This window comes from Limnohabitans sp. WS1 (assembly GCF_003063265.1).
Taxonomy (GTDB): domain Bacteria; phylum Pseudomonadota; class Gammaproteobacteria; order Burkholderiales; family Burkholderiaceae_C; genus Limnohabitans_A.
Window position 1 is genome coordinate 331,067 of the sequence record NZ_NERU01000001.1, and the last position, 21,690, is coordinate 352,756.

Annotated in this window: 20 protein-coding genes and 1 tRNA gene; 11 read left to right on the top strand and 10 right to left on the bottom strand. The window is 57.4% G+C overall.

The features are described 5' to 3' along the window. Window positions 1-20: 20 nt before the first annotated feature. Window positions 21-1,082, bottom strand: a complete 1,062-nt coding sequence (locus B9Z48_RS01570; protein WP_089953021.1) for an acyl-CoA dehydrogenase family protein — start codon at window positions 1,080-1,082, stop codon at window positions 21-23. After that, on the bottom strand, window positions 1,079-2,230 hold the full coding sequence (locus B9Z48_RS01575; protein ID WP_089953019.1) for an acyl-CoA dehydrogenase family protein: 1,152 nt from the start codon (window positions 2,228-2,230) through the stop codon (window positions 1,079-1,081). The genes B9Z48_RS01570 and B9Z48_RS01575 overlap by 4 nt, the downstream gene beginning before the upstream one ends. A 151-nt stretch (window positions 2,231-2,381) precedes the next feature. On the opposite strand from B9Z48_RS01575, the gene B9Z48_RS01580 reads away from it, so the two are divergent. From B9Z48_RS01580 to B9Z48_RS01590, 3 genes are all read left to right on the top strand, one after another. Beyond that, entirely contained in the window at window positions 2,382-3,551 is a 1,170-nt protein-coding gene (locus B9Z48_RS01580; RefSeq protein ID WP_108376917.1) for an iron-containing alcohol dehydrogenase, read from the top strand. A gap of 9 nt (window positions 3,552-3,560) precedes the next feature. Next, a complete protein-coding gene (locus B9Z48_RS01585) occupies window positions 3,561-4,751 on the top strand; it encodes an MFS transporter (protein ID WP_199233432.1) in 1,191 nt (396 codons plus the stop codon). A gap of 390 nt (window positions 4,752-5,141) precedes the next feature. Continuing rightward, a complete protein-coding gene (locus B9Z48_RS01590) occupies window positions 5,142-5,795 on the top strand; it encodes an outer membrane beta-barrel protein (protein ID WP_089953015.1) in 654 nt (217 codons plus the stop codon). 248 nt (window positions 5,796-6,043) lie between these two features. Here the strand turns inward: B9Z48_RS01590 and B9Z48_RS01595 are convergent. The 8 genes from B9Z48_RS01595 to B9Z48_RS01625 form a co-directional block, all read right to left on the bottom strand. Continuing rightward, window positions 6,044-6,131, bottom strand: a tRNA-Ser gene (locus B9Z48_RS01595). A 70-nt stretch (window positions 6,132-6,201) separates the two neighbouring features. After that, entirely contained in the window at window positions 6,202-6,861 is a 660-nt protein-coding gene (gene ureG, locus B9Z48_RS01600; RefSeq protein WP_108376918.1) for an urease accessory protein UreG, read from the bottom strand. Next, window positions 6,858-7,547, bottom strand: a complete 690-nt coding sequence (locus B9Z48_RS01605) for an urease accessory protein UreF (RefSeq protein WP_233260979.1) — start codon at window positions 7,545-7,547, stop codon at window positions 6,858-6,860. The genes ureG and B9Z48_RS01605 overlap by 4 nt, the downstream gene beginning before the upstream one ends. Further along, window positions 7,537-8,229, bottom strand: coding sequence for an urease accessory protein UreE (gene ureE / locus B9Z48_RS01610; RefSeq protein ID WP_199233433.1), 693 nt, complete (start codon window positions 8,227-8,229; stop codon window positions 7,537-7,539). The genes B9Z48_RS01605 and ureE overlap by 11 nt, the downstream gene beginning before the upstream one ends. Before the next feature lie 100 nt (window positions 8,230-8,329). After that, window positions 8,330-10,072, bottom strand: a complete 1,743-nt coding sequence (gene ureC / locus B9Z48_RS01615; protein WP_108376921.1) for an urease subunit alpha — start codon at window positions 10,070-10,072, stop codon at window positions 8,330-8,332. Between the two features lies 1 nt (window position 10,073). Beyond that, on the bottom strand, window positions 10,074-10,379 hold the full coding sequence (locus B9Z48_RS01620; protein WP_053170605.1) for an urease subunit beta: 306 nt from the start codon (window positions 10,377-10,379) through the stop codon (window positions 10,074-10,076). A 7-nt stretch (window positions 10,380-10,386) separates the two neighbouring features. Then, window positions 10,387-10,557 carry a hypothetical protein gene (locus B9Z48_RS21505; RefSeq protein ID WP_158273190.1) on the bottom strand — a complete coding sequence of 57 codons (171 nt, stop codon included), beginning with the start codon at window positions 10,555-10,557 and terminating at the stop codon, window positions 10,387-10,389. A gap of 18 nt (window positions 10,558-10,575) precedes the next feature. Then, window positions 10,576-10,878, bottom strand: coding sequence for an urease subunit gamma (locus B9Z48_RS01625; protein WP_089953629.1), 303 nt, complete (start codon window positions 10,876-10,878; stop codon window positions 10,576-10,578). 225 nt (window positions 10,879-11,103) lie between these two features. On the opposite strand from B9Z48_RS01625, the gene urtA reads away from it, so the two are divergent. From urtA to B9Z48_RS01665, 8 genes are all read left to right on the top strand, one after another. After that, entirely contained in the window at window positions 11,104-12,381 is a 1,278-nt protein-coding gene (gene urtA, locus B9Z48_RS01630; protein ID WP_089953626.1) for an urea ABC transporter substrate-binding protein, read from the top strand. Window positions 12,382-12,542: 161 nt separating this feature from the next. Next, window positions 12,543-14,126: an urea ABC transporter permease subunit UrtB gene (gene urtB, locus B9Z48_RS01635; RefSeq protein ID WP_108377169.1), complete on the top strand. Its 1,584-nt coding sequence runs from the start codon at window positions 12,543-12,545 to the stop codon at window positions 14,124-14,126. Between the two features lie 14 nt (window positions 14,127-14,140). Next, the gene (gene urtC, locus B9Z48_RS01640; protein WP_108377170.1) at window positions 14,141-15,265 is read left to right on the top strand and encodes an urea ABC transporter permease subunit UrtC; all 1,125 of its coding nucleotides are present in this window, start codon (window positions 14,141-14,143) and stop codon (window positions 15,263-15,265) included. Continuing rightward, window positions 15,262-16,137 carry an urea ABC transporter ATP-binding protein UrtD gene (gene urtD / locus B9Z48_RS01645; RefSeq protein ID WP_108376922.1) on the top strand — a complete coding sequence of 292 codons (876 nt, stop codon included), beginning with the start codon at window positions 15,262-15,264 and terminating at the stop codon, window positions 16,135-16,137. The genes urtC and urtD overlap by 4 nt, the downstream gene beginning before the upstream one ends. 200 nt (window positions 16,138-16,337) lie before the next feature. After that, complete coding sequence (gene urtE / locus B9Z48_RS01650; protein WP_108376923.1) at window positions 16,338-17,042, top strand: urea ABC transporter ATP-binding subunit UrtE; 705 nt, start codon at window positions 16,338-16,340, stop codon at window positions 17,040-17,042. 258 nt (window positions 17,043-17,300) lie between these two features. After that, window positions 17,301-18,848 (top strand): ATP-binding protein, encoded by a 1,548-nt coding sequence (locus tag B9Z48_RS01655; RefSeq protein WP_108376924.1) that lies wholly within the window; start codon window positions 17,301-17,303, stop codon window positions 18,846-18,848. Continuing rightward, a complete protein-coding gene (locus B9Z48_RS01660) occupies window positions 18,845-19,555 on the top strand; it encodes a response regulator (protein ID WP_108376925.1) in 711 nt (236 codons plus the stop codon). The genes B9Z48_RS01655 and B9Z48_RS01660 overlap by 4 nt, the downstream gene beginning before the upstream one ends. A 74-nt stretch (window positions 19,556-19,629) precedes the next feature. After that, window positions 19,630-21,543 (top strand): potassium transporter Kup, encoded by a 1,914-nt coding sequence (locus tag B9Z48_RS01665; RefSeq protein WP_233260980.1) that lies wholly within the window; start codon window positions 19,630-19,632, stop codon window positions 21,541-21,543. Window positions 21,544-21,690 lie beyond the last annotated feature (147 nt).

The following is a 21,690-nucleotide window of genomic DNA, read 5'->3' on the forward strand; positions in this document are numbered from 1 at the left end:
TCCTGAGTCAGTTGAAAAAATCACAAACGCGTGAGGAAAGGCCACAGCATGTTGGCCCCTTGCTTCAAAGCCATCTCGCCGATGCGAGTCTGCCAATGGGTTTCGTTGCCAAACTCGTCACGCCAGGACCAGAGTCTGCGTGTCAGGTGGTGAAGGTTGTGCTCGCGGGTAAAGCCCATGGCACCATGCACTTGGTGTGCAATTTCGGCCCCTTTGCCTGCCGCTTCACCGGCCCTGGACTTGGCCACGGCCACGGCAAAGTCCGAAGGTTCATTCTCTGAGGCCTCAATGGCGGCATCCACAGCGGCGGCGCTGGCGGCCACATGGCCTGCCAAAACCGCCAGCATGTGCTGCACGGCCTGAAATTTGCCAATGGGGCGGCCAAACTGAACACGGTCATTGGCGTACTGCAGGCTGTACGCCAAGGCGCGTTGCAAAGCACCGGCCATTTGCACCGACCGCATCAAAGCCCCTTCGCACAACAGTCGCTCGTTCGCTTGCGCCAGGGGGGCGACCGCGGCGCAAGGGGTGTTTTGAAAGTTGAAATCAATGCGGGGTTCACCAGCCAGATTTTTGACCGCTGTGTGGGCCACTGTGGCCAGCGCCTGACGCTCGACCCGCACCACACAAGGCACGCCATCTCGCTGCGCCACCAGCACCAAATGGTCACAAGACAGCCCCCAAGGCACGCGGTGAGCCAGGCCCGACAAGCGGGTTTGTTCGCCGTCACCTTGGAGCTGCAAATGGTCTTTGGTGTGGGCCACGCTGACCGATAAAACGCCCTCGGGCACGCTCAGACCTGCGGCAGACAACAAGCGTCCAGCCAAAAAAGTCTCGGCCAGTGGCACCGGTGCGCCGTGGAAGGCGCTGCGCCGCAAAACAAAGAGCGCATCGGCATAACTCAAACCACTGCCGCCTTGTTCTTCACTCAGGCAAGCCTGGGGCAAGCCCACCTCTTGCAGTGCCTGCCAAAGGGCTTGGGGCCAAGTGCCTTCCTCGCTCGACATGAACACTTCTTTGAGGCAATGGGCCTCACAAATGCGGTCAACCGTTTTTTCAAGATCGTCACGAATATCGCTCATCGCAGTCCCAATCCTTTGGCAATCATTCCACGCAATATTTCCCGGGTTCCCCCCCGGATGGTGAAGCCGGGAGCCTTCAACATGTTCATGCCCAGCAATGCGTCAAAGTCGCTGCTGTCGTTGTCCATCACCGGCTCGGTGGGAATCAGTTGCCGAAATATTTCGGGAATTTCACGCTCAAATGCGGTGCCAATGTCTTTGACCAAAGCCGCTTCAAGAATCGGTTTTTGTCCCTGTGTGAGCATGCCGGCCACTGACGTGGACATGCGCCGCAAGGTGGTCAAGTGCGCCACAAAACGACCTATTTCATTGACCGATCTCGCATCGGGTTGGTCGCCCAGTTTTTCCATCGACGCCAGCAGCAACTGGTAGGTGCTCAAAAAGCGGTCTGGCCCCGATCGCTCGAAAGCCAATTCACTGGTCACCATGTCCCAGCCACCACCGACTTCACCCATCACCATGTCATCGGGCACAAAGCATTCATCAAAAACCACTTCGTTCCAGTCGTGTGCGCCATAGATGTTCAGGATGGGGCTCAGGCTCAGGCCGGGTGATTTCAAGTCGACGATGAATTGAGTCATGCCCGCATGGCGGTCTTCTTCTTTGGGGGCCGTACGCACCAAGGCAATCAGGTAATGCGCACGGTGGGCGCTGCTGGTCCAGACCTTGGTGCCCGAGAGTTTCCAGCCCCCCTCCACCTTGACGGCTTTGCTTCTGACGGCGGCCAAATCCGAGCCCGAATCGGGCTCGCTCATGCCGATGGCAAAAAAGCATTCACCCGCTGCAATTTGGGGCAAGATCAGGCGGCGAGCCCGTTCGCTGCCATGACGCAAAATCTGGTTGCCGCTTTGCCGATCGGCCACCCAGTGCGCCCCCACGGGGGCACCGCCAGCCAGCATCTCTTCGGTCATCACATACCGCTCCAGGGCAGTGCGTTCCTGGCCTCCGTATTGGCGGGGCCACACCATGCCGATGTAGCCAGCCTGCCCACATTTGCGGCTGAATTCGGCATCGCCTTCAGACCAGGAATTTTTGCGTGGCGTGAAACTCCCCGCATCCATTTCTCGTTGAAGAAATGCCCGAACCTGCTGTCGCAACAACTGCGCACTCTCGGGCAGCGTCACTGCAGGAAATACAAAATCATGCATGTCTCTACTTTCGCCGGTCAATGAAACTCAGCTCATCTTGAAGCTTTCAATGGGTAAGTCAAGGCAGATCGAGACAACTAGGCGACTCCAAACCCGCGTGGATGCGAGATGATGAAGCCTTCCAGTTTCATGGACATGAAAGACCACTCTCATGCGTTCTGGCCTCTACAGTTATCCCAACACGCAGCGCATTGTTTATGGCGTTCCCTTTGTGCAGGCCTTTGCCCAAGAGGTTCAAACGGTGGACGCCCAGCGGGTGTTTGTGTTGGCCAGTGGCAGCTTGACGCGCCACACCGATGTGGTGGATCAACTCAGAGGAGTCTTGGGTACACGCTGCGTGGGGGTGTTTTCTGACATGCCTGCACACACACCGCGCACAGCTGTGGTCAAGGCGGCACATGAGGCCTTGAATGCACGGGCCGATCTGATTTTGACGCTGGGGGGCGGCTCGATCACCGATGCCGGAAAAATGCTGACCCTGTGCATGAGCAATGCCATCGACTCACCCGAGGACCTGGACCGCTTGGCCACCCGGGTCCATGCCGATGGGCGTGTGGAGCGGCCCGAATTCAATGGCCCCAGCGTGCCCAGCACGGTGATCTCGACCACCTTGTCGGCGGGTGAATTCAGCGCCTTGGCCGGTTGCACCGATACGGCCAAGGGGTACAAAGAAAATTTTCTGCACCCCAAAGCGTCACCTCGTACCGTGATCCTGGATCCGGCCTTGACGGTCCACACCCCTGAATGGTTGTGGTTGTCTACAGGCCTACGCGCTGTAGACCATGCCGTGGAAGACCTGTGCTCTGTCAACACCCACCCCATGTCAGAGGCCACCTCCTTTCAGGCCTTGCGCCTTTTGGGCCGAGGTTTGCGGGCCGTCAAAAAAGACCCCTCTGATCTGAACGCCCGACTCGATTGCCAGTTGGGGGCATGGATGTCCATCATCGGCTCGAGTGCAGGCGTGCACAAAGGGGCCAGCCATGGCATTGGCCATGTGTTGGGTGGCACTGCTGGGGTGCCTCATGGGTACACCTCTTGTGTCATGCTGCCCCATGTGATGCGCTACAACCACAGCGTGAACGCCGAGCAACAAAAACGGGTGAGCGAAGCCTTGGGCGAGCCGAACAAGCCCGCTTGTGATCTGCTGGCCGAATTGGTGGCCGAACTGGGTTTGCCCAGCACCTTGCGCGAGGTGGGGGTGCCCGCCGACATGCTGGACCTCATTGCGCACAACGCCATGCACGACCGCCTTATCCACACCAACCCCAGAAAAATCCATGGCCCCCAAGATGTGCGCAGCATCCTGGATGCCGCCTGGTAGGTGAGCGGCGTGAAAACTCTGCAAGGCACCCGCCTGGTGTGGGCCATGTGTGTGGGCCAAGTGGGCAATCTATTGCCCCATGTGGTGGTACCCGCTGTGATGGTTCAGCACCTCATGCCGGTTTGGGGCATGAGCAGCACACAAGCCGGCTTGTTGGCTGCGGCCTATGCTTGTGGCTACATGGTGGCTGTGCCCGGTTTGACGGCATTGACGGACCGCTTGGACGCCAGACGCATCTTGTTTTGGGGGTCTTTGTGCAGTGCCTTGAGTACCTTGGCCTTTGCCTGCTTTGCAAACAGTTGGTGGAGCGGGATGGTGTTTTGGGCCATGGCCGGTGCCAGCTTTGCTGGGGCCTATATGCCCGGATTGCGGGCACTGACAGACCGCTTGGGGCAGGCCGATGCCTCGCGCAGCATCACCTTGTACACCGCCAGTTATTCCATGGGCGTCGGGTTCTCATTTTTGGTGTCGCAACTGTTGGCCCAATCCTGGGGCTGGCGTTGGGCGTTTGCCATCACCGCTTTGGGGCCCTTGTACATGATTGTGGTCGCTTGGAAAATGGCCCCACGGCAACCGGTTGTGGTGCCCGGTCACTTGCTGGACATTCGTCCCGTTTTGCGCAATCGACCGGCCATGGCTTACATCCTGGCTTATGGCGCACATTGCTTTGAACTGTATGGATTCAGAACCTGGATTGTGGCGTTTTGGGCGTTTGTGGTCGCACGCCATTCAGGGCTACAACTGCCTGACCCCATGTGGGTCAGCTTTGTGGCCTCTTTGCTGGCCATGCCTGCGAGCATTTTGGGCAATGAACTGTGTTTGCGCTTTGGCCGACAACGTGCATTGACCTGGATTCAGCTGGCCTCTGGCCTGACCGCTTTGCTGGTGGCTTGGGGGGCGGACGGTTCGCCTTGGTTGCTGCTGGGCTTGTTGGTGGTGTATGCCGTGACCGTACCTGCCGACTCGGGCTCCTTGACGGCCGGGATGATGTCGCACGCTCAACCATCCTTCAAGGGTCTGACCTTGGCCTTGCACTCCACCGTGGGTTTTGGCTTGTCTGCCTTGTCGGGATGGCTGCTAGGCCTGGCCTTGGATGCCCATGGCGGTATTCAAGAACCTCAAGCCTGGACAGCCGCATTTGCCGTCCTGGCCATGGGTATTTTTCTGGGACCTTGGGCTTTGCGGCTCTCAAAATCCTGAGCTCGGCTGGGGCGCTCTACAAGTCGCATGGCTCAAACAATCAGCGCACCCTGTGTGGGCAATTGACGGAAGTGGTTTTTTTGAGAGGTTTTTGCCCAGATGAGTAGTTCGAAGGGCAAGGGTGTTCAAGCTGGCGTATGTCCCAAGTGCTTGAGCTTGAAAAGGGTTGGTTTGTGAATATAAGTAAATTGATATAAATATATAAATTATTTTAATTAAAAACATTAATTAATTATATTTCCTTGAAAATTTGTAAAAGTTGCTGTCAGTCACTTTTTCATGTGTCAAGAGTTTTTTGCGATGGCGTGTGTATGATTGAATGTCACTCGAATATTTATTTAAATTTATCAAGTGATATTTTCAATAATAATTTTTCCTCTAGAGGTTTCCATGATCAAATCACGATTTTTCATTGCCGCATCTTTTGCGGCCATTTCTACGGTGTCCGCTGCTGGTACATTCGACGGTCCTTCCATCCAAGCGGGTATTGGTTTTAACGCTGCACAAACCACTTTAAAAGACTACAGCCCTGATGGCAAAGTTTCTGACACCAAAGCCGTTGGTAATCTGTCTTTGAATTATTCAAAGTCTTACGGTGCTTTTAATATGGCTGGTGGTGTTTTCACCATGCTGGGTTCACAAAAATCTGGTTCCTTGCGCAGTTTTTCCGTAGATACTGGCGGTATCTGGTCTGATGAATTCAAACTCTCCAACGTTTGGGGCATCTCCATTGAGCCAGGTTATAACCTGAATGATTCGGTTCAAGCCTATGCAAAATTCAGCATCGTTCGCGCAACTGGCAAAAACACTTTTGATTACACTTTGGATTCAACGCCAGTAGCGGGTGATGCAGGCTCTGCCAGTATGAAACACAATGGCACAGGTTTCGGTGTTGGTGTCAAGTTTAAAATCACAAATGAGTTGTACGGCACAGTTGAAATTGAAAAAATTAATTTCAACACCAAATCCTATTACACAGATGTGACTGAAACCTACAAACCAAGCCTTGTCAAAGCCGGTGTGAGCATTGGTTACAAGTTCTGATTTTATTTTAAATAAATCACGAATAAAAAAAGGGGCTCAGGCCCCTTTTTTTATTGTCTTGCATCGATTATTTATTTATTCTGAATTGCAGTCTCGTCTAATATTTTTAATCAGATGTAAAAAATTCTAAACTACTTTGAATGTTTATTTGGTGAAATAAAGGGTCTTTGCAAAATCTGAATTGATAGAAGTTCAATTTGCTTTCGGCAACAAAAAAAGCGCCTAAGCGCTTGATTTGTAATGTGATCTGGCGGAAGCGGTGAGATTCGAACTCACGGACCCTTTCGAGTCGCCGGTTTTCAAGACCGGTGCAATCGACCACTCTGCCACGCTTCCTTGGAGGTAGATTGTAACGGCTTAGATGCGGGCTTTTGAGGCAGGCGTGTTCAAAAAGAAGCGGTCCGCATCAAGCGGTGGCCAGCATGCCGCGCTTTTCGATGAAAGCCACCACTTCGGCCAAGCCGTCCAGGGTTTTCAAGTTGGTCATCACCCAAGGGCGGGTTTCGGGGTTGGGGCGCATGCGGTTGGTGTCGTCGCGCATGACTTGCAGGTCAGCGCCCACATGCGGGGCCAGGTCGGTTTTGTTGATGACGAACAGGTCGCTTTTGGTGATGCCGGGGCCGCCTTTGCGCGGAATTTTTTCGCCCGCCGCCACGTCGATCACGTAGATCGTGAGGTCACTGAGTTCGGGGCTGAAGGTGGCTGCCAGGTTGTCGCCACCGCTCTCGATGAAGACCACGTCGGCGTTGGGAAACTTTTCGAGCATGCGGTCAATCGCTTCAAGGTTGATGGACGCGTCTTCGCGGATGGCGGTGTGGGGGCAGCCACCGGTTTCCACGCCCATGATGCGCTCAGCGGGCAGGGCACCGCTCACCGTCAGCAGGCGCTGGTCTTCTTTGGTGTAGATGTCGTTGGTGATGGCGATCAGGTCCCAGCGCTCACGCATGTTTTTGCACAGCATCTCGAGCAGCGTGGTTTTGCCAGAGCCAACCGGTCCGCCGATGCCCACGCGCAGAGGAGGAAGCTTTTTGGTGCGGTGGGGGATGTGGTGCAGTGCAGAAGTCATGATCTGAAAATTCGGGAGTATTGGGTTTCGTGGCGGGACGACAGGATGGCCAGCATGGGGCTGAAGGCTTGCCGGTCTTCGTCGTTCGTTTGCATGGCGGTTTGCACCGCCAGCGGGATTTCGCGGGCCAGCCGCGCCAGCATGCGTTGACCTGCGCTTTGACCCAAAGGCACGGACTTGAGTGCTGCCTGGGTCATGTTCTCGGCCCAGCCAAAGGCATAAGCCTGCAGGGCTTGGTCCAGTGGCGTATTGGCCAGGGACAAAGCCAAGGACATGGCCAGCGGGTAGGTCACAGGCAGGCTGGCGCAAAACTGCAGTTGCGCGTGGCTGGCCTGCTGCAGGTTGCGCAGCCAGTCAAGCAGAGAGCGGCCCATTTGTTCGGTTTGCAAGCGCATCTCGGCGGTTTCTCGGGTAGCCATGACCCAGTCGTTCAGCGCTTGCAGGCGGGCGGTGTCATGGCGCTGCCAAGCTGGAATGGCTTGTGCCAGCACCGCCATGTCGCCGCGAGACTGCGTCAGGTGCAGCTGGTCCACCACCCAATCGGTGGCGCTGGCTTCGTTGTGCACCAGGCCTTGCTCGATGGCGGCTTCCAGGCCTTCGGAATACGAAAAGCCGCCGATGGGCAACGCTGGCGATGCGAGCCAGATCAGTTGCAGCAAACCCGAAGGCGCGGTGTCAGTGCTCATGCTCGCAGTCGGGGCCGAGCACATGGGGCGCGGCTTGCACGGTGCGGATTGGGATGCCGATAGGAATGCGCTTGGCCACTGCCGGGCTTGAAGCAGGTGCTGCATGCCCGTGTTGGCAATCTGGGCCATGCACATGCGGCTCGGCAGTTGCGGCGTTGTCGGTGTGTGGGTGATCGTGGCCATGAGCTGGTGAGTGTCCGTGACCGGCATGCCCACCGTGGTCACCATATGCACCGTTTTCGGGCTCAAAAGATTCAGACACCTCGATCACCGTCATGTGCATGGCACGCAGCATGTCGGCCAGCACATGGTCGGGTTCGATCTTCAGGTGGTCGGGTTGCAGCTCGATGGGCACATGCCGGTTGCCCAGGTGGTAGGCGGCGCGGGTCAGGTCAAAGGGCGATCCGTGCTCGGTGCAGGCGGTGATGCGCAGCACGGCTTGTGGTGCGGCTTGCACGCACACGAGCGAGCCGTCTTCGGCCACCAGCACATCGCCGCCGCGCACCACGGTGCCTCTGGGCAAAAAGATGCCCAGGGCACGGCCTTCGCTGTCGGTCGCATCAAAGCGGCTTTTCTGGCGGGTGTCCCAGTCCAGGGTGATGGTGCTGGCACGTTGGATCAGCACGCGGGCCAGTCCACGGCCTTGGGGCATGAGTTTGGAGCAGAGGAGTAACGAGGTCATGGCTTTGGGTTTTGTAGGAGCCCACCCTGTGGGCGATGCCTGTGTGGGGTGTGTGCCACGCCCATCGCCCAAGGAGTGGGCTCCTACAGAGGAGTTTGTTTTAGAACAAAAAGTAGCGTTGAGTCATGGGCAGGCTGGTGGCCGGTTCGCACACCAGCAATTGACCGTCGGCACGCACCGCATAAGTTTGGGCATCGACTTCCATGCGGGGCGCGTAGTCATTGTGGACCATGTCGCGCTTGCCTACTTGGCGGATGTTTTTCACGGCCGACAAGGTTTTTTGCAGACCATAACGTGCACCCACGCCCGCCTGCAAACCCGCTTGCGAGACAAAAGTCAGCGAGCCGCGCGACAGCGCCCCGCCATAGCTGCCAAACATGGGGCGGTAGTGCACCGGCTGCGGTGTGGGGATGGAAGCGTTCGGGTCGCCCATGGCGGCCAGCGCGATGAAGCCACCCTTCATGATGAGGGCGGGTTTGACACCAAAAAACGCAGGCTTCCAGATCACCAGGTCGGCCCATTTGCCCACCTCGATGCTGCCCACTTCGTGGCTCATGCCGTGTGCGATGGCGGGATTGATCGTGTATTTGGAGATGTAGCGCTTGACGCGGGCGTTGTCGTGCCGATCCGTGTCACCGGGCAGGCTGCCGCGCTGCTGCTTCATTTTGTGCGCGGTTTGCCAAGTGCGGATGATGACCTCGCCCACGCGGCCCATGGCTTGGCTGTCGCTGCTCATCATGCTGATGGCGCCCAGGTCGTGCAGGATGTCTTCGGCCGCAATGGTTTCTTTGCGGATGCGGCTCTCGGCAAAGGCCAGGTCTTCGGCAATCGCCGGGTCCAGGTGGTGGCAGACCATGAGCATGTCCACATGCTCGTCGAGCGTATTGATGGTGTAGGGGCGTGTGGGGTTGGTCGAAGACGGCAGCACGTTGGCCTCGCCCACCACTTTCAAGATGTCGGGGGCATGCCCGCCGCCTGCGCCTTCGGTGTGGAAGGTGTGGATGGTGCGGCCCTTGAAGGCGGCCACGGTGTCTTCCACAAAGCCCGATTCGTTGAGCGTGTCGGTGTGGATGGCGACTTGCGTGTCGGTCTCTTCGGCCACGTTCAGGCAGTTGTCGATGGCCGCAGGCGTGGTGCCCCAGTCTTCGTGGAGCTTGAGGCCAATCGCACCTGCGCTGATCTGCTCGTGCAGTGCGGCAGGCAAGCTGGCATTGCCCTTGCCCAGAAAGCCAATGTTCATCGCAAAGGCATCGGCCGCCTGCATCATGCGTTCGATGTTGAAAGGGCCAGGCGTGCAGGTGGTGGCAAAGGTGCCGGTGGCCGGGCCGGTGCCGCCGCCCAGCATGGTGGTCACACCGCTGGCCAGCGCTTCGTCGATCTGTTGGGGCGCGATGAAGTGGATGTGTGAGTCAATGCCGCCTGCGGTGACGATCAAGCCTTCGCAGCTGATGATCTCGGTGCCGGGGCCAATGATGATGTCGACACCCGGTTGTGTGTCGGGGTTGCCTGCCTTGCCAATGGCTGCGATGCGATTACCCTTGAGGCCGATGTCGGCTTTGACAATGCCCCAGTGGTCGATGATGAGGGCGTTGGTGAGTACGCAGTCCATGGCGCCAGGTGCTTCAGGGCCCGTTCCGTGGGCGGCATTGGTCCGCTGCGATTGCGACATGCCATCGCGGATGGTTTTGCCGCCGCCGAACTTGACCTCTTCACCGTAGCCACCCGCTTGCAGTGTGAAGTCCTTTTCGACCTCGATCACCAAGGCCGTGTCGGCCAGTCGGACGCGATCGCCCACGGTGGGGCCGAACATTTCGGCATAAGCGCGTTTGTCGATGTGGGCCATGTCAGAGTTTCCCTTGCGTTAAGCCGCGAAAGCCGTACACCACACGGTCTCCCGCATAGTCCACCAATTCGACGGTGCGTTGCTGACCGGGTTCAAAGCGCACCGCGGTCCCCGACGCGATGTTCAGACGCATGCCTCGTGCCGCGGCCCGGTCAAAGCTCAGGCCACCATTGGTTTCGGCAAAGTGGTAGTGCGAGCCCACTTGAATCGGGCGGTCGCTGGCGTTTTGCACCACCAGGGTGCAGGTGCGGCGGCCCACATTCAGCGCGTGCTGACCGGGGTCAATCAAAAGTTCTCCGGGGGTCATGCGGGGCTCACTTCTTGCCGAAATAAACAGCCACCGCCAGCACCGCGGCGATGGCGATGAAACCCAGCACATCGGTGGCGTGCCAATGGGTGCCACTCAGGCCGTGCCCATCGTGTGCCAAGGCGGTGTTGGCCAGCTGTGTGAAGGCCAAAGACAAAGTGAATGCAAATTTTTTCATGACAGCTCCTGGGTGTTTTTAAACAATGGGTTGGTGCACGGTCACCAATTTGGTGCCGTCGGGAAAAGTCGCTTCGACCTGGATATCGGGGATCATTTCAGCGATGCCATCCATGACGTCGGCACGCGTCAAAACGGTGCGGCCTTCGCTCATGAGTTGAGCCACGGTCTTACCGTCGCGTGCGCCTTCCATGACAGCAGCGCTGATCAGCGCGATGGCTTCGGGGTAGTTGAGTTTGAGGCCGCGTGCCTTGCGGCGCTCGGCCAAAAGTGCCGCCGTGAAGATCAGCAGTTTGTCTTTTTCGCGAGGTGTAAGTTCCATTTTGGTGCGTGCTTTGAATGTGTTGGGCGAGCTGAACATCAATGTAGCAAAGAGCATGCCTCTTTATAGGGACTGTGTGATTTCCCTAGGAAGTCGCTCAGGCATGTTCTGGTGCATTCCTGCATTTTGAAAAGTTGGCACGGTGATTGCAAGAGGGGTTGCAGCGTTGCAAGCGCTCCGCCCTTTTTTGAATCCATTTACTTTCCTGATTGGAGTGATCACATGATGAACCGCCGTGGCAATCTTAAAGCCCTCGCAACTGCTGCAGCCATTGTGGCTGGCAGCCTGAGTTTTGCAAACCAAGCCCAAGCGCAAGCGGGCAACACCATCAAAGTTGGCGTGCTGCACAGCTTGTCGGGCACCATGGCCATCTCTGAAACCGTGTTGAAAGACACCGTGCTCATGGCCATTGATGAAATCAACGCCAAGGGCGGCGTGCTCGGCAAAAAGCTCGAGCCCGTGATCGTGGACCCGGCCTCCAACTGGCCTTTGTTCGCTGAAAAAACCAAGCAACTGCTGGGTCAAGACAAGGTTTCGGTGATCTTCGGTTGCTGGACTTCGGTGTCGCGCAAATCGGTCTTGCCCGTGGTTGAAGAAATGAATGGCCTGCTGTTTTACCCCGTGCAATACGAAGGCGAAGAGCTGAGCAAAAACGTGTTTTACACAGGCGCTGCGCCCAATCAGCAAGCCATCCCAGCTGTCGATTACCTGATGAGCAAAGAAGGCGGCGGCGCCAAGCGCTGGGTCTTGCTGGGCACCGACTATGTGTACCCCCGCACCACCAACAAAATCTTGCGCGCTTACCTGAAAAGCAAAGGCGTGGCTGACAAAGACATCGACGAAAAATACACCCCGTTTGGTCACAGCGATTACCAAACCATCGTGGCCGATGTGAAGAAATTTTCTGCCGGTGGCAAGACCGCTGTGGTGTCCACCATCAACGGTGACTCCAACGTGCCTTTTTACAAGGAACTGGGCAATGCAGGCTTGAAGGCCAAAGACGTGCCTGTGGTGGCCTTCTCGGTGGGTGAAGAAGAGCTGCGCGGTGTGGACACCAAACCTTTGGTCGGCCACCTGGCGGCATGGAACTACTTCATGTCCATCAAGAACCCTGCCAACGACGAGTTCACCAAAAAGTGGGCGGCGTATGCCAAGGCCAAAAACATCGCAGGTCACAAAGACAAGCCTCTCACAAACGATCCGATGGAAGCGACTTACATCGGCATCAACATGTGGAAGCAAGCGGTTGAAAAAGCCAAGTCCACCGACACCGATAAAGTGATTGCAGCCATGGCCGGACAAACCTTCAAGGCTCCTAGCGGCATCACCAGCAAGATGGACGAGAAAAACCACCACCTGCACAAGTCGGTGTTCATCGGCGAGATCAAGGCTGATGGCCAGTTCAATGTGGTGTGGAAGACGCCTGGCCCCGTCAAGGCCAAGCCATGGAGCCCCTTCATCGAAGGCAACGACAAGAAGCCTGACGAGCCAGCCAAGAAGTGATCGTTTGAGCGTGTTCTGAAAAAGGGAGGGCACAGTCCCTCCCTTTTTCCAAATGGCAACAGCGTTTTGTAGGTCGGTGGCTTCAGCCCCGACATGGGTGCTTGTCGGAGCTGAAGCTCCGACCTACGGCCAAAGTCATGTGAGGCCAAGAGATGATCAAAATGAAAAGATGGATTGTGAAAGGCGCGTTGATCGCCAGTGCGCTGTGGGGCCTGACGGCTGCGCATGCTCTGACGATGGACGAGGCCCGAGGCATCGCGATTGGAGAGAGCGATGCGCGTGTTGAAGCCTTGGCCAAAGCGGTGGCCCAAGGCGATGAAAAAACGGCGGCCTATTTGCAAGCGCTGGCCGACGATGTGGTCAAAATTGCCAAAGACCAAGTGCTGGTCGTGCGCGACGGTCAGGGCACAGACCCGGTCACCGGCCAATCGGTGCCTGTGCCCGATGATGCCGAAGACGTGATGCTGAACAACCGCTTGCGGGGTGAACTCGACACCGCCTTGGCGGCGCTCAAGTTGTTCAGCACCGATGTGAAGGTGCGCCGCCTGGCCGCCTTGTCGCTGCTCAAAGAGCCGGACGCCAGCCGTGCGCCCCTGCTTGACAAAGCGCTGGCCACCGAGCCTGACGAGACGGTCAAGAGCTTGGTGCGACAGGCCCGTGCGGCTGCCTTGCTCAGCAGCGAGACCCCCAATGACCGCTTGCTGGCTGCGCAGGAATTGGCGGCCAGTCGGCAACCCGAAACACTGCTCTTGCTCAACCAGCGCTTGGCTCAAGAGCAAGACCTATCGGTCAAAAAACAAATTCAGACCTCCTTGGCTGCCGTGCAGCAAAGCCTGCGTTGGGGCGAGCGATTGGGCACCTTGTTCACAGGTGCCAGCTTGGGTTCCATCTTGTTGTTGGTGGCGCTGGGCTTGGCCATCACCTATGGCTTGATGGGCGTGATCAACATGGCGCACGGCGAGCTGATGATGATCGGCGCCTACGCCACCTATGTGGTGCAGGCGGCGTTTCGCCAATACCTGCCGGAAGCCTTTGACTGGTATTTGCTGGCGGCGGTGCCTTTGGCTTTCATGGCATCGGCTTTGGTGGGGGCCGTGATGGAGCGCACCGTGCTCAAGCATTTGTATGGCCGTCCTTTGGAAACCCTGCTGGCCACCTGGGGCATCAGCTTGGTGCTGATGCAAGGCGTGCGCAGCCTGTTTGGTGCGCAAAACGTGGGCGTGGAAAACCCCTCGTGGATGAGCGGCTCCTTGCAGCTCTTGCCCAATTTGCAACTGCCTTGGAACCGTGTGCTGATCATCGTGTTCGCAGCGGCTGTGCTGATCGGCATGTCGCTCATGATCGGCAAGACACGCTTGGGCTTGTTTGTAAGGGGCGTCACGCAAAACCGTCCCATGGCGTCGTGCATGGGCGTCAACACCGCCCGCATCGACACCTATGCGTTTGCATTGGGTTCGGGCATTGCGGGCCTGGCCGGTTGTGCACTCAGCCAGGTGGGCAACGTGGGTCCTGACTTGGGTCAGAGCTACATCGTGGACTCGTTCATGGTGGTGGTGCTGGGTGGTGTGGGCCAATTGGCGGGCACGGTGTATGCCGCTTTGGGCCTGGGCTTGGCCAACAAGCTGCTGGAAGGCTGGACCGGTGCGGTGCTGGCCAAAATCTGCGTGCTGGTGTTCATCATCGTCTTCATCCAGAAGCGCCCGCAAGGCATCTTCGCGATGAAGGGTCGCAGCGCCGAAGCGTGAATAGGGGCATGAACATGACTAAATTCCAATTACCCACAGCGGAGCCCTTGCTGACCCGCAAAGCCTGGTCGGTGTTTTTGCTGGCGCTGATCATCGTCGGTGTCGTGGCTCCGGTGTTCAACCTGCTGGTGCCTGCGGGCAGCGCCTTTCACCTGAGCGATTACGCCATTGCCCTGATCGGCAAGATCATGTGTTACGCCATCTGCGCCTTGGCCATGGATTTGATCTGGGGCTACACCGGCATTTTGTCCTTGGGCCATGGTCTGTTTTTCGCTTTAGGCGGCTATGTGATGGGCATGTACCTCATGCGCCAGATCGGCCAAGACGGCAACTACAAAAGCAACTTGCCCGACTTCATGGTCTTCTTGGACTGGAAAGAACTGCCTTGGCACTGGACGCTGTCGGACAGCTTCATTGCCACCGTGCTGCTGGTGGTGCTGGTGCCCGGTTTCATCGCCTTTGTGTTCGGCTATTTTGCTTTCCGCTCGCGCATCAAAGGGGTGTATTTCTCCATCATCACCCAGGCCATGACCTATGCGGCCATGCTGCTGTTCTTCCGCAATGAAACCGGCTTTGGTGGTAACAACGGCTTCACCGACTTCAAGCGGATTTTGGACCTGCCGATTGCCACCCCCGGTATGCGCATGGTGCTGTTCGTCATCACCGGCTTGACGCTGCTGGGCTTTTACTTGTTCTCGCGTTGGTTGGTGGGCAGTAAGTATGGCCGTGTGCTGATGGCCATCCGTGATGCCGAAACGCGCGTCATGTTTTCGGGCTATTCGCCCTTGCCTTACAAGCTGAGCATCTGGGTGATTTCTGCCGTGATGTGCGGCATCGCGGGCGCACTGTATGTGCCGCAAGTGGGCATCATCAATCCGGGCGAGATGAGCGCTGCCAACTCGATCGAGATCGCGGTGTGGGCGGCGGTCGGCGGCCGGGGCACCTTGATCGGCCCGATCGTGGGGGCCTTTCTGGTGAACGGCGCCAAGAGCTGGCTCACGGTCACAGCGCCTGAATTTTGGCTCTACTTTTTGGGTGCACTGTTCATTGCGGTGACCTTGTATTTGCCGCAAGGCGTGGTGGGCTTGGTCGCCAAGATCAAGGCCAAGACTCTGACAAAAAAAGGCGGTGCTGCATGACGCCCGATCTCTTGCAAAAAGGCGCCCAGCGCGTGGCCGAACACGCCAAGCTGATGAGCCAATCGACCGAGTCCGGTGGCCGCAGCGCAGGCTATGGCCGCGTGGTGCAAGACGCCAACGAAGTGGATGTGACCCATGGCCGCATCTTGTATTTGGAAGACGTGAGCGTGAGCTTTGACGGTTTCAAGGCCATCAACAAGTTGTCGCTCGACATCGCGCCTGGCGAGTTACGTTGCATCATTGGCCCCAACGGCGCGGGCAAGACCACGATGATGGACATCATCACCGGCAAGACCCGTCCTGACGAAGGCAGCGTGTTCTTTGGCAGCACCATCGATTTGCTGCGCCACAACGAACCCGAGATCGCGCAGCTGGGCATTGGCCGCAAGTTTCAAAAGCCGACGGTGTTCGAGCACCTGACGGTGTTTGAAAACCTGGAGTTGGCCTTGAAAACCAACAAGGGCGTGAAAGCCTCGATGTTCTTCAAGCTCGACTCAGCGCAGTCAGACCGCCTGGCCGAAGTGCTGCACACCATCCATTTGGCAGACAGCGTCAGCACCCTGGCCGGTGTGCTCAGCCACGGCCAAAAGCAGTGGCTGGAGATCGGCATGCTGCTCATGCAAGACCCCAAGCTCTTGCTGCTGGACGAGCCCGTGGCCGGCATGACCGACTTTGAAACCGAACGCACCGCCGAGCTGTTTTTGACACTCAAGGGCAAGCACTCGCTGATGGTGGTGGAGCACGACATGAGCTTCATCCGCACCATCTCGGACATTGTCACCGTGCTGTGCGACGGCTCGGTGCTGGCCCAAGGCACGCTCGATCAGGTGCAAGCGGACGAGCGGGTGATTGAAGTTTATTTGGGGCGTTGATGAGTCCGAGTTCTTATAGGTCGGAGCTTCAGCTCCGACAAGTGCCGCGATAAACCTTGTGTCGGACCTGAAGGTCCGACCTACTTGAAGAGTGAAACATGATGAGTCCGAGTTCTTGTAGGTCGGAGCTTCAGCTCCGACAAGTGCCCCCATTGACCTTATGTCGGACCTGAAGGTCAGACCTACTCAAAGAGTGAAACATGCTTGAAGTTCAAAACATCCATCAGTACTACGGTGGCTCCCACATCCTGCGCGATGTGAGCCTGAGCGCCGCACAAGGCCAAGTCACCGTGCTGCTGGGCCGCAACGGCGTGGGCAAAACAACCTTGCTCAAATCGCTCATGGGTTTGGTGCCGATCAAAAGCGGCACAGTGACCCTGAACGGCCAAGATTTGACACTCGCCAAGCCTTACGAGCGCGCCGCCGCAGGCATTGGCTACGTGCCCCAGGGCCGCGAAATTTTTGCCCGCTTGACGGTCGAAGACAACCTGCTGATGGGCATGGCCACGCAGCCCGGCGGCACCCCGATCCCGCCCGAGTTGTTTGAACTGTTTCCGGTGCTCAAACAAATGTTGCACCGCCGTGGCGGTGACCTCTCAGGCGGCCAGCAACAGCAACTGGCCATTGCCCGAGCGCTGGCAGCCAAGCCGCGTTTGCTGATTCTGGACGAGCCCACTGAAGGCATCCAACCCAGCATCATCAAAGACATCGGCCGCGTGATTCGCCAACTGGCCGACGTGGGCTTGCAAGGCCAGCGCATGGCGGTGCTGCTGTGCGAGCAGTACTACGACTTTGCCGAAGAACTGGCCGACCAGTACTTGGTGATGGAGCGTGGTGAGGTGATTGCACGCGGGCCGGGCAGTGAGATGAAAGAAAAGAACATTCAGCAGTTGGTGGCGATTTGATGTGCTTTGGACTACTGATGTGACAAGGGTGAGTTGGCCAATTACTGATATGCAGCGAAAGCAGTCGTCCGCATAAAACAGCTGCCCGTCTGCTACCTGCTTCAAGCCGTCATTAACTTGCATGCAGTAACAGATCAGATGATGTGGTGACCGGCCAATCGAAATGTGCGCTCCTAAAAGTGCACTAAATGATGAAACGCCGACGTGTGCCATTGCTGCCATATAACTTCCTAATGCACGTTGCGGTAGGCTCGCATCATGACTTCTCAACAACTCAAACGCACTGGCTTTGCGCTAACGATCTGGGCAATTGCCTGGGCTGCGATGACCCTGTTGGAGCACAAGCTGGATCTGGCCAATCTTGCCATGTTGCTGGTATTGGCCTCGGCGCTGTCCTCTTTATGGCTCGCAGGCTGGGCGAGCATGCTCGTCAGTTCAGGGGCTGTGTTGGCCTTCAACTGGTTTTTCGTCCCGCCAAAGTTCACCTTCACGGTGGATATTTACCAAAACGCATTGCTGCTGTTGGCATTGCTTCTGGTGAACTGGATCATTGCAGGACTTGTCATTCGCCAGCGTCGCTTGACAGAGGCCGCACGCAACTTGGCTGATCAGGAAGTACGACTTCGCCAATGGGGGGACACACTGCGTGATGCCAGCGACCCGGCGGCCCATGCCGCTGCGTTGCGCATAGCTCTTCAAGAGGCGACCGGCACCCCTGTGGCTGTATCGGTATTGCGATCGATCGATGAACAAACAGAAAAAACTGCAGCCTTGCTTCTTGGCGAAACCACCGATGAACAACGCTCTGGTCTGTCTCTGTGTGTACGAGAAGGCAATGCGATGGGGCCTGGAAGCGGTCGTTATGAACAATTGGCTGATGTCTATTTGCCATTGCGCGGTCGTCAGGTCACACTGGGCGCTGCACTGATCACCGGCTTGGGCGGTCATGCAAATGGGCTGCAGCTTCGACCCCATTTGCAGGCGCTCTGCGATCAAATGGGGGGTGCCTTGCAGCGCTCATTGATCACTGCACAGGAGCAACAGGCTCGGGAACAAGCCCAGCTGCAGGCTGTGCGCAATGCATTGCTGGCGGCCATCTCGCACGACTACCGCACGCCACTGGCCACCATAATGGGCGCTGCGTCTTCCATTTTGGAGCAAGGTGACCGTATGGAAGCTGATCAGCGGCGACGACTCGCCGCTGGCATCGTTGAAGAAAGTGAGCGCTTGGCGCGACTGACCGACAACACTTTGCAGCTGGCTCGCCTGGATGCTCCTGCAGTGACATTGCGCTGCGACTGGGAATCGACCGAAGAACTTGTGGGTGCGGTATTGCGCCGCATTCGGCGACGACCCGATGGAAGCCGGTTGCAGGTCTGGGTAGAGCCAAATATTCCCCTGCTGTGGTGTGACGCACTGCTGGTCTCGCAACTTCTGGATAACCTTTTAGACAATGGCCTCAAGTACAGTCCAGCCGACACGCTAGTGGAGTTGCATGCCAAATACGACAGCGAATTTTTAGTACTGACTGTCAGTGACCGTGGCCCCGGTATCGCTACATCGTGGCAAGAGAAAGTGTTCGAGGTGTTCCAGCGGGGCGAGATCGCGCCATCAACGAGCAATTCACATGTTGATCGAGGTGCTGGCGTTGGCTTGGCCGTGTGCCGTGCCATCGCTCGGGCGCACCATGGCGAGTTGCAGCTGCGTGCGAGGGGTGAAGGCGGTTGTCTCTTTGAATGCCGATTGCCTATTGCAGGCGGTGGCCCACCGCTACCAACGGCGCAAGTACCTGAGGTGCAAACATGAGCAGACGCATATTGCTGGTCGAAGACGACCGGTTGCTGCGCAGTTCTTTGTTTGAAGCGCTGTCAGTCGAGGGCTATGAATTGAAAACGGCCGCTAGCCTTGCCGACGCTCGGGCGCAGCTGAAGCACGTTACGCCAGGAATGGCCATGGACTTGATCGTGCTGGATCTGGGCTTGCCAGACGGGGACGGTCAATCGCTGTTGACGGATCTGCGCCGCAGCAGCAGCGTACCCGTGATTGTCATTTCAGCCCGCCAGGCCGAAGGGCAAAAAATTCAACTGCTTGACCAAGGCGCTGACGACTACTTGGTTAAGCCTTTTGGCATCGGCGAACTGCTGGCACGCATCCGCGTGGCCCTGCGTCATCGCGGCCACGCCGCCGAACCGGCACTACTGAATTACCAGCACGGTCCCTTGCAGGTGAACCTGAAAACCCGCAGAGTGCAACTGGCAGAAATTGAAGTACGGCTCACGCCTACCGAATACGCTCTCTTAGCTCGCCTTGTGCGCCAAGCGGGCCAAGTGGTCACACATCGCCAGTTGCTGCTGGACGTGTGGGGGGCTGAGCACACAGATCAGACCCATTACCTTCGTTTGTACATGGGCCAGTTGCGTGCCAAATTAGAAGCCGACAGCACCGATCCACAACACCTCCTGACCGAGCCCGGGGTAGGTTACCGCTTGGCTGAACCGGATGCCGATGCCTGAGTCAGCTCAGGCACTTATGCATTCCTAACGCGGTGTGAGGCATCGTCAAGGCTATGTTCAGCAATGGAGCCTCCATGCAAAATTCCCCAATGTCCGATACGCCCAATCCAGATGATCAAACGCCTGGCAAACAGGGCCTCGCGGCACTGACATTGGCCGCGATAGGCATCGTCTACGGTGATATTGGCACAAGCCCGCTCTACACCGTCAAGGAAATCTTTGCACCGCACACGGGCGTGCCTTTAGATGCGCTGCATCTGATCGGTGCGGTGTCCACCATTTTCTGGGCGCTGATGCTGGTGGTGACACTCAAGTACGTGATCCTGATTTTGCGTGCGGACAACCACGGTGAAGGGGGTGGACTGGCACTGACGGCGCTGGCCGCACGTGCAGTTGAAAAGCGTCCGGCTCTGCGCCGCAGTTTGTTGCTGCTGGGTGTATTGGGTGCCACTTTGTTCTACGGGGACAGTTTGATCACCCCGGCTATTTCAGTGCTCGGTGCCATGGAAGGCTTGGAGGTTCTGACGCCGGCGCTCAAGCCCTATGTGGTTCCGGCAACGATGGCCATTTTGATTGGCCTTTTCTTCATGCAGCGTTTTGGGACTGCCGTGGTCGGGCGATTCTTTGGACCCATCATCATTTTGTGGTTCGTCGTGCTGGGCGCAGTTGGGGTATGGCACATTGCTCAACAGCCTTCTATTTTGGCTGCCTTGAACCCGCTGCGCGCGTGGGAATTTTTGTCAAATCGTGGCTGGCACATGTTCGCGGCTGTGGGCGCGATCGTTCTGGCGTTGACGGGTGCGGAGGCGCTGTACGCTGACATGGGCCACTTCGGACGAAAGCCCATCCAAATTGCCTGGACCGGCTTGGTCTTACCGGGTCTGGCGCTCAACTACCTGGGCCAAGGCGCATTGCTGATGGGCGACCCCTCTGCGATCCAGAATCCGTTCTACCGCCTTTTCCCTGAAGCCTGGCTGATCCCCACGCTGGTGCTGGCCACGCTGGCAGCCATCATTGCTTCGCAGGCGGTCATTTCAGGCGCCTATTCGCTGACCAAACAGGCCATGCAAATGGGCTTTTTGCCGCGCATGAAGGTGCACTACACCAGCGCCCGCGAAATGGGTCAAATTTACATGCCTGGGGTGAATTGGGCGCTGTTGGCAGGCGTGTTGGCCGTCGTGCTGTTCTTCGGCAGTTCGTCGGCACTGGCCAGCGCCTATGGCATTGCGGTCACTCTGACGATGATGATCACCACCATGCTGACGTACTTTGTAGTCAGAGAATCCTGGCGCCTGCCTGCGCCTTTGGCCATCGGAGCCACCGTATTTTTCCTTTTGATTGATGTGCTGCTTGTAGCAGGTTGCGCTATCAAATTCCTCGACGGAGGCTGGTTCCCGCTGGCACTGGGTCTGGCGCTGTTCATTTTGATGAGCACCTGGCGGCGAGGTCGCGAGTTGATGATGGACAGCACTCGCCGTGACGGACTGTCGCTGCAAGATTTCATCGACCAACTTGACCCCGGCAGCTTGAACAGAGCAGAACGAACAGCTGTCTACGGAGTAGCCGACCCTGAGACAGTGCCCCAAGCGCTGCTCCATAACCTCAAACACAACCAGGTGCTGCATGTGCAGAACGTGATTCTCACGGTGCATTTTGAGGATGTCCCATGGGTTGCGCTGGCACGAAGACTAGAGGTCAAGCCACTGGGCAATAGCTTTTGGCGTGTTCAGGTGAACTATGGCTTTATGGATACACCTGACGTACCCAAAGCTCTGGAATTGACCTCGCCACACGGATTGACGGTACCCATGTTCGAGACCAGTTACTTTCTCAGCCGTGAAACCGTCGTACCGACCCCAGGAGCCGGCATGGCGATCTGGCGCGAAAAGCTCTTCGCGACCATGAGCCAAAACGCCGGTGGGGTAGTGGAGTTTTTCAGATTACCAGGCAACGCAGTGGTGGAACTGGGTACGCGAATATCCATCTGATGGTCAGATGATTGCGGATTTCTAGAGAGAGGTCCGCGCTACTCGAATTTATCAGTAGGCCTTCGGCTGGCATTCATTGCTAATGATCAAAATTCGCCAACAAGTGATTGGTGTCGGCTTTGGGTCAGCTACGGCCCGTCAATGACC

Bases quoted from the DNA above. Each gene is read 5' to 3' on its own strand.
- urtA (WP_089953626.1), top strand. From the start codon at position 11,104: ATGAACCGCCGTGGCAATCTTAAAGCCCTCGCAACTGCTGCAGCCATT.
- urtC (WP_108377170.1), top strand. From the start codon at position 14,141: ATGACTAAATTCCAATTACCCACAGCGGAGCCCTTGCTGACCCGCAAA.
- B9Z48_RS01620 (WP_053170605.1), bottom strand. From the start codon at position 10,379: ATGACCCCCGGAGAACTTTTGATTGACCCCGGTCAGCACGCGCTGAAT.
- B9Z48_RS01665 (WP_233260980.1), top strand. From the start codon at position 19,630: ATGCAAAATTCCCCAATGTCCGATACGCCCAATCCAGATGATCAAACG.
- B9Z48_RS01655 (WP_108376924.1), top strand. From the start codon at position 17,301: ATGACTTCTCAACAACTCAAACGCACTGGCTTTGCGCTAACGATCTGG.
- B9Z48_RS01605 (WP_233260979.1), bottom strand. From the start codon at position 7,547: ATGAGCACTGACACCGCGCCTTCGGGTTTGCTGCAACTGATCTGGCTC.
- B9Z48_RS01590 (WP_089953015.1), top strand. From the start codon at position 5,142: ATGATCAAATCACGATTTTTCATTGCCGCATCTTTTGCGGCCATTTCT.
- urtD (WP_108376922.1), top strand. From the start codon at position 15,262: ATGACGCCCGATCTCTTGCAAAAAGGCGCCCAGCGCGTGGCCGAACAC.
- B9Z48_RS01625 (WP_089953629.1), bottom strand. From the start codon at position 10,878: ATGGAACTTACACCTCGCGAAAAAGACAAACTGCTGATCTTCACGGCG.
- urtB (WP_108377169.1), top strand. From the start codon at position 12,543: ATGAAAAGATGGATTGTGAAAGGCGCGTTGATCGCCAGTGCGCTGTGG.
- ureG (WP_108376918.1), bottom strand. From the start codon at position 6,861: ATGACTTCTGCACTGCACCACATCCCCCACCGCACCAAAAAGCTTCCT.
- B9Z48_RS21505 (WP_158273190.1), bottom strand. From the start codon at position 10,557: ATGAAAAAATTTGCATTCACTTTGTCTTTGGCCTTCACACAGCTGGCC.
- B9Z48_RS01570 (WP_089953021.1), bottom strand. From the start codon at position 1,082: ATGAGCGATATTCGTGACGATCTTGAAAAAACGGTTGACCGCATTTGT.
- B9Z48_RS01580 (WP_108376917.1), top strand. From the start codon at position 2,382: ATGCGTTCTGGCCTCTACAGTTATCCCAACACGCAGCGCATTGTTTAT.
- B9Z48_RS01660 (WP_108376925.1), top strand. From the start codon at position 18,845: ATGAGCAGACGCATATTGCTGGTCGAAGACGACCGGTTGCTGCGCAGT.
- ureE (WP_199233433.1), bottom strand. From the start codon at position 8,229: ATGACCTCGTTACTCCTCTGCTCCAAACTCATGCCCCAAGGCCGTGGA.
- ureC (WP_108376921.1), bottom strand. From the start codon at position 10,072: ATGGCCCACATCGACAAACGCGCTTATGCCGAAATGTTCGGCCCCACC.
- B9Z48_RS01575 (WP_089953019.1), bottom strand. From the start codon at position 2,230: ATGCATGATTTTGTATTTCCTGCAGTGACGCTGCCCGAGAGTGCGCAG.
- urtE (WP_108376923.1), top strand. From the start codon at position 16,338: ATGCTTGAAGTTCAAAACATCCATCAGTACTACGGTGGCTCCCACATC.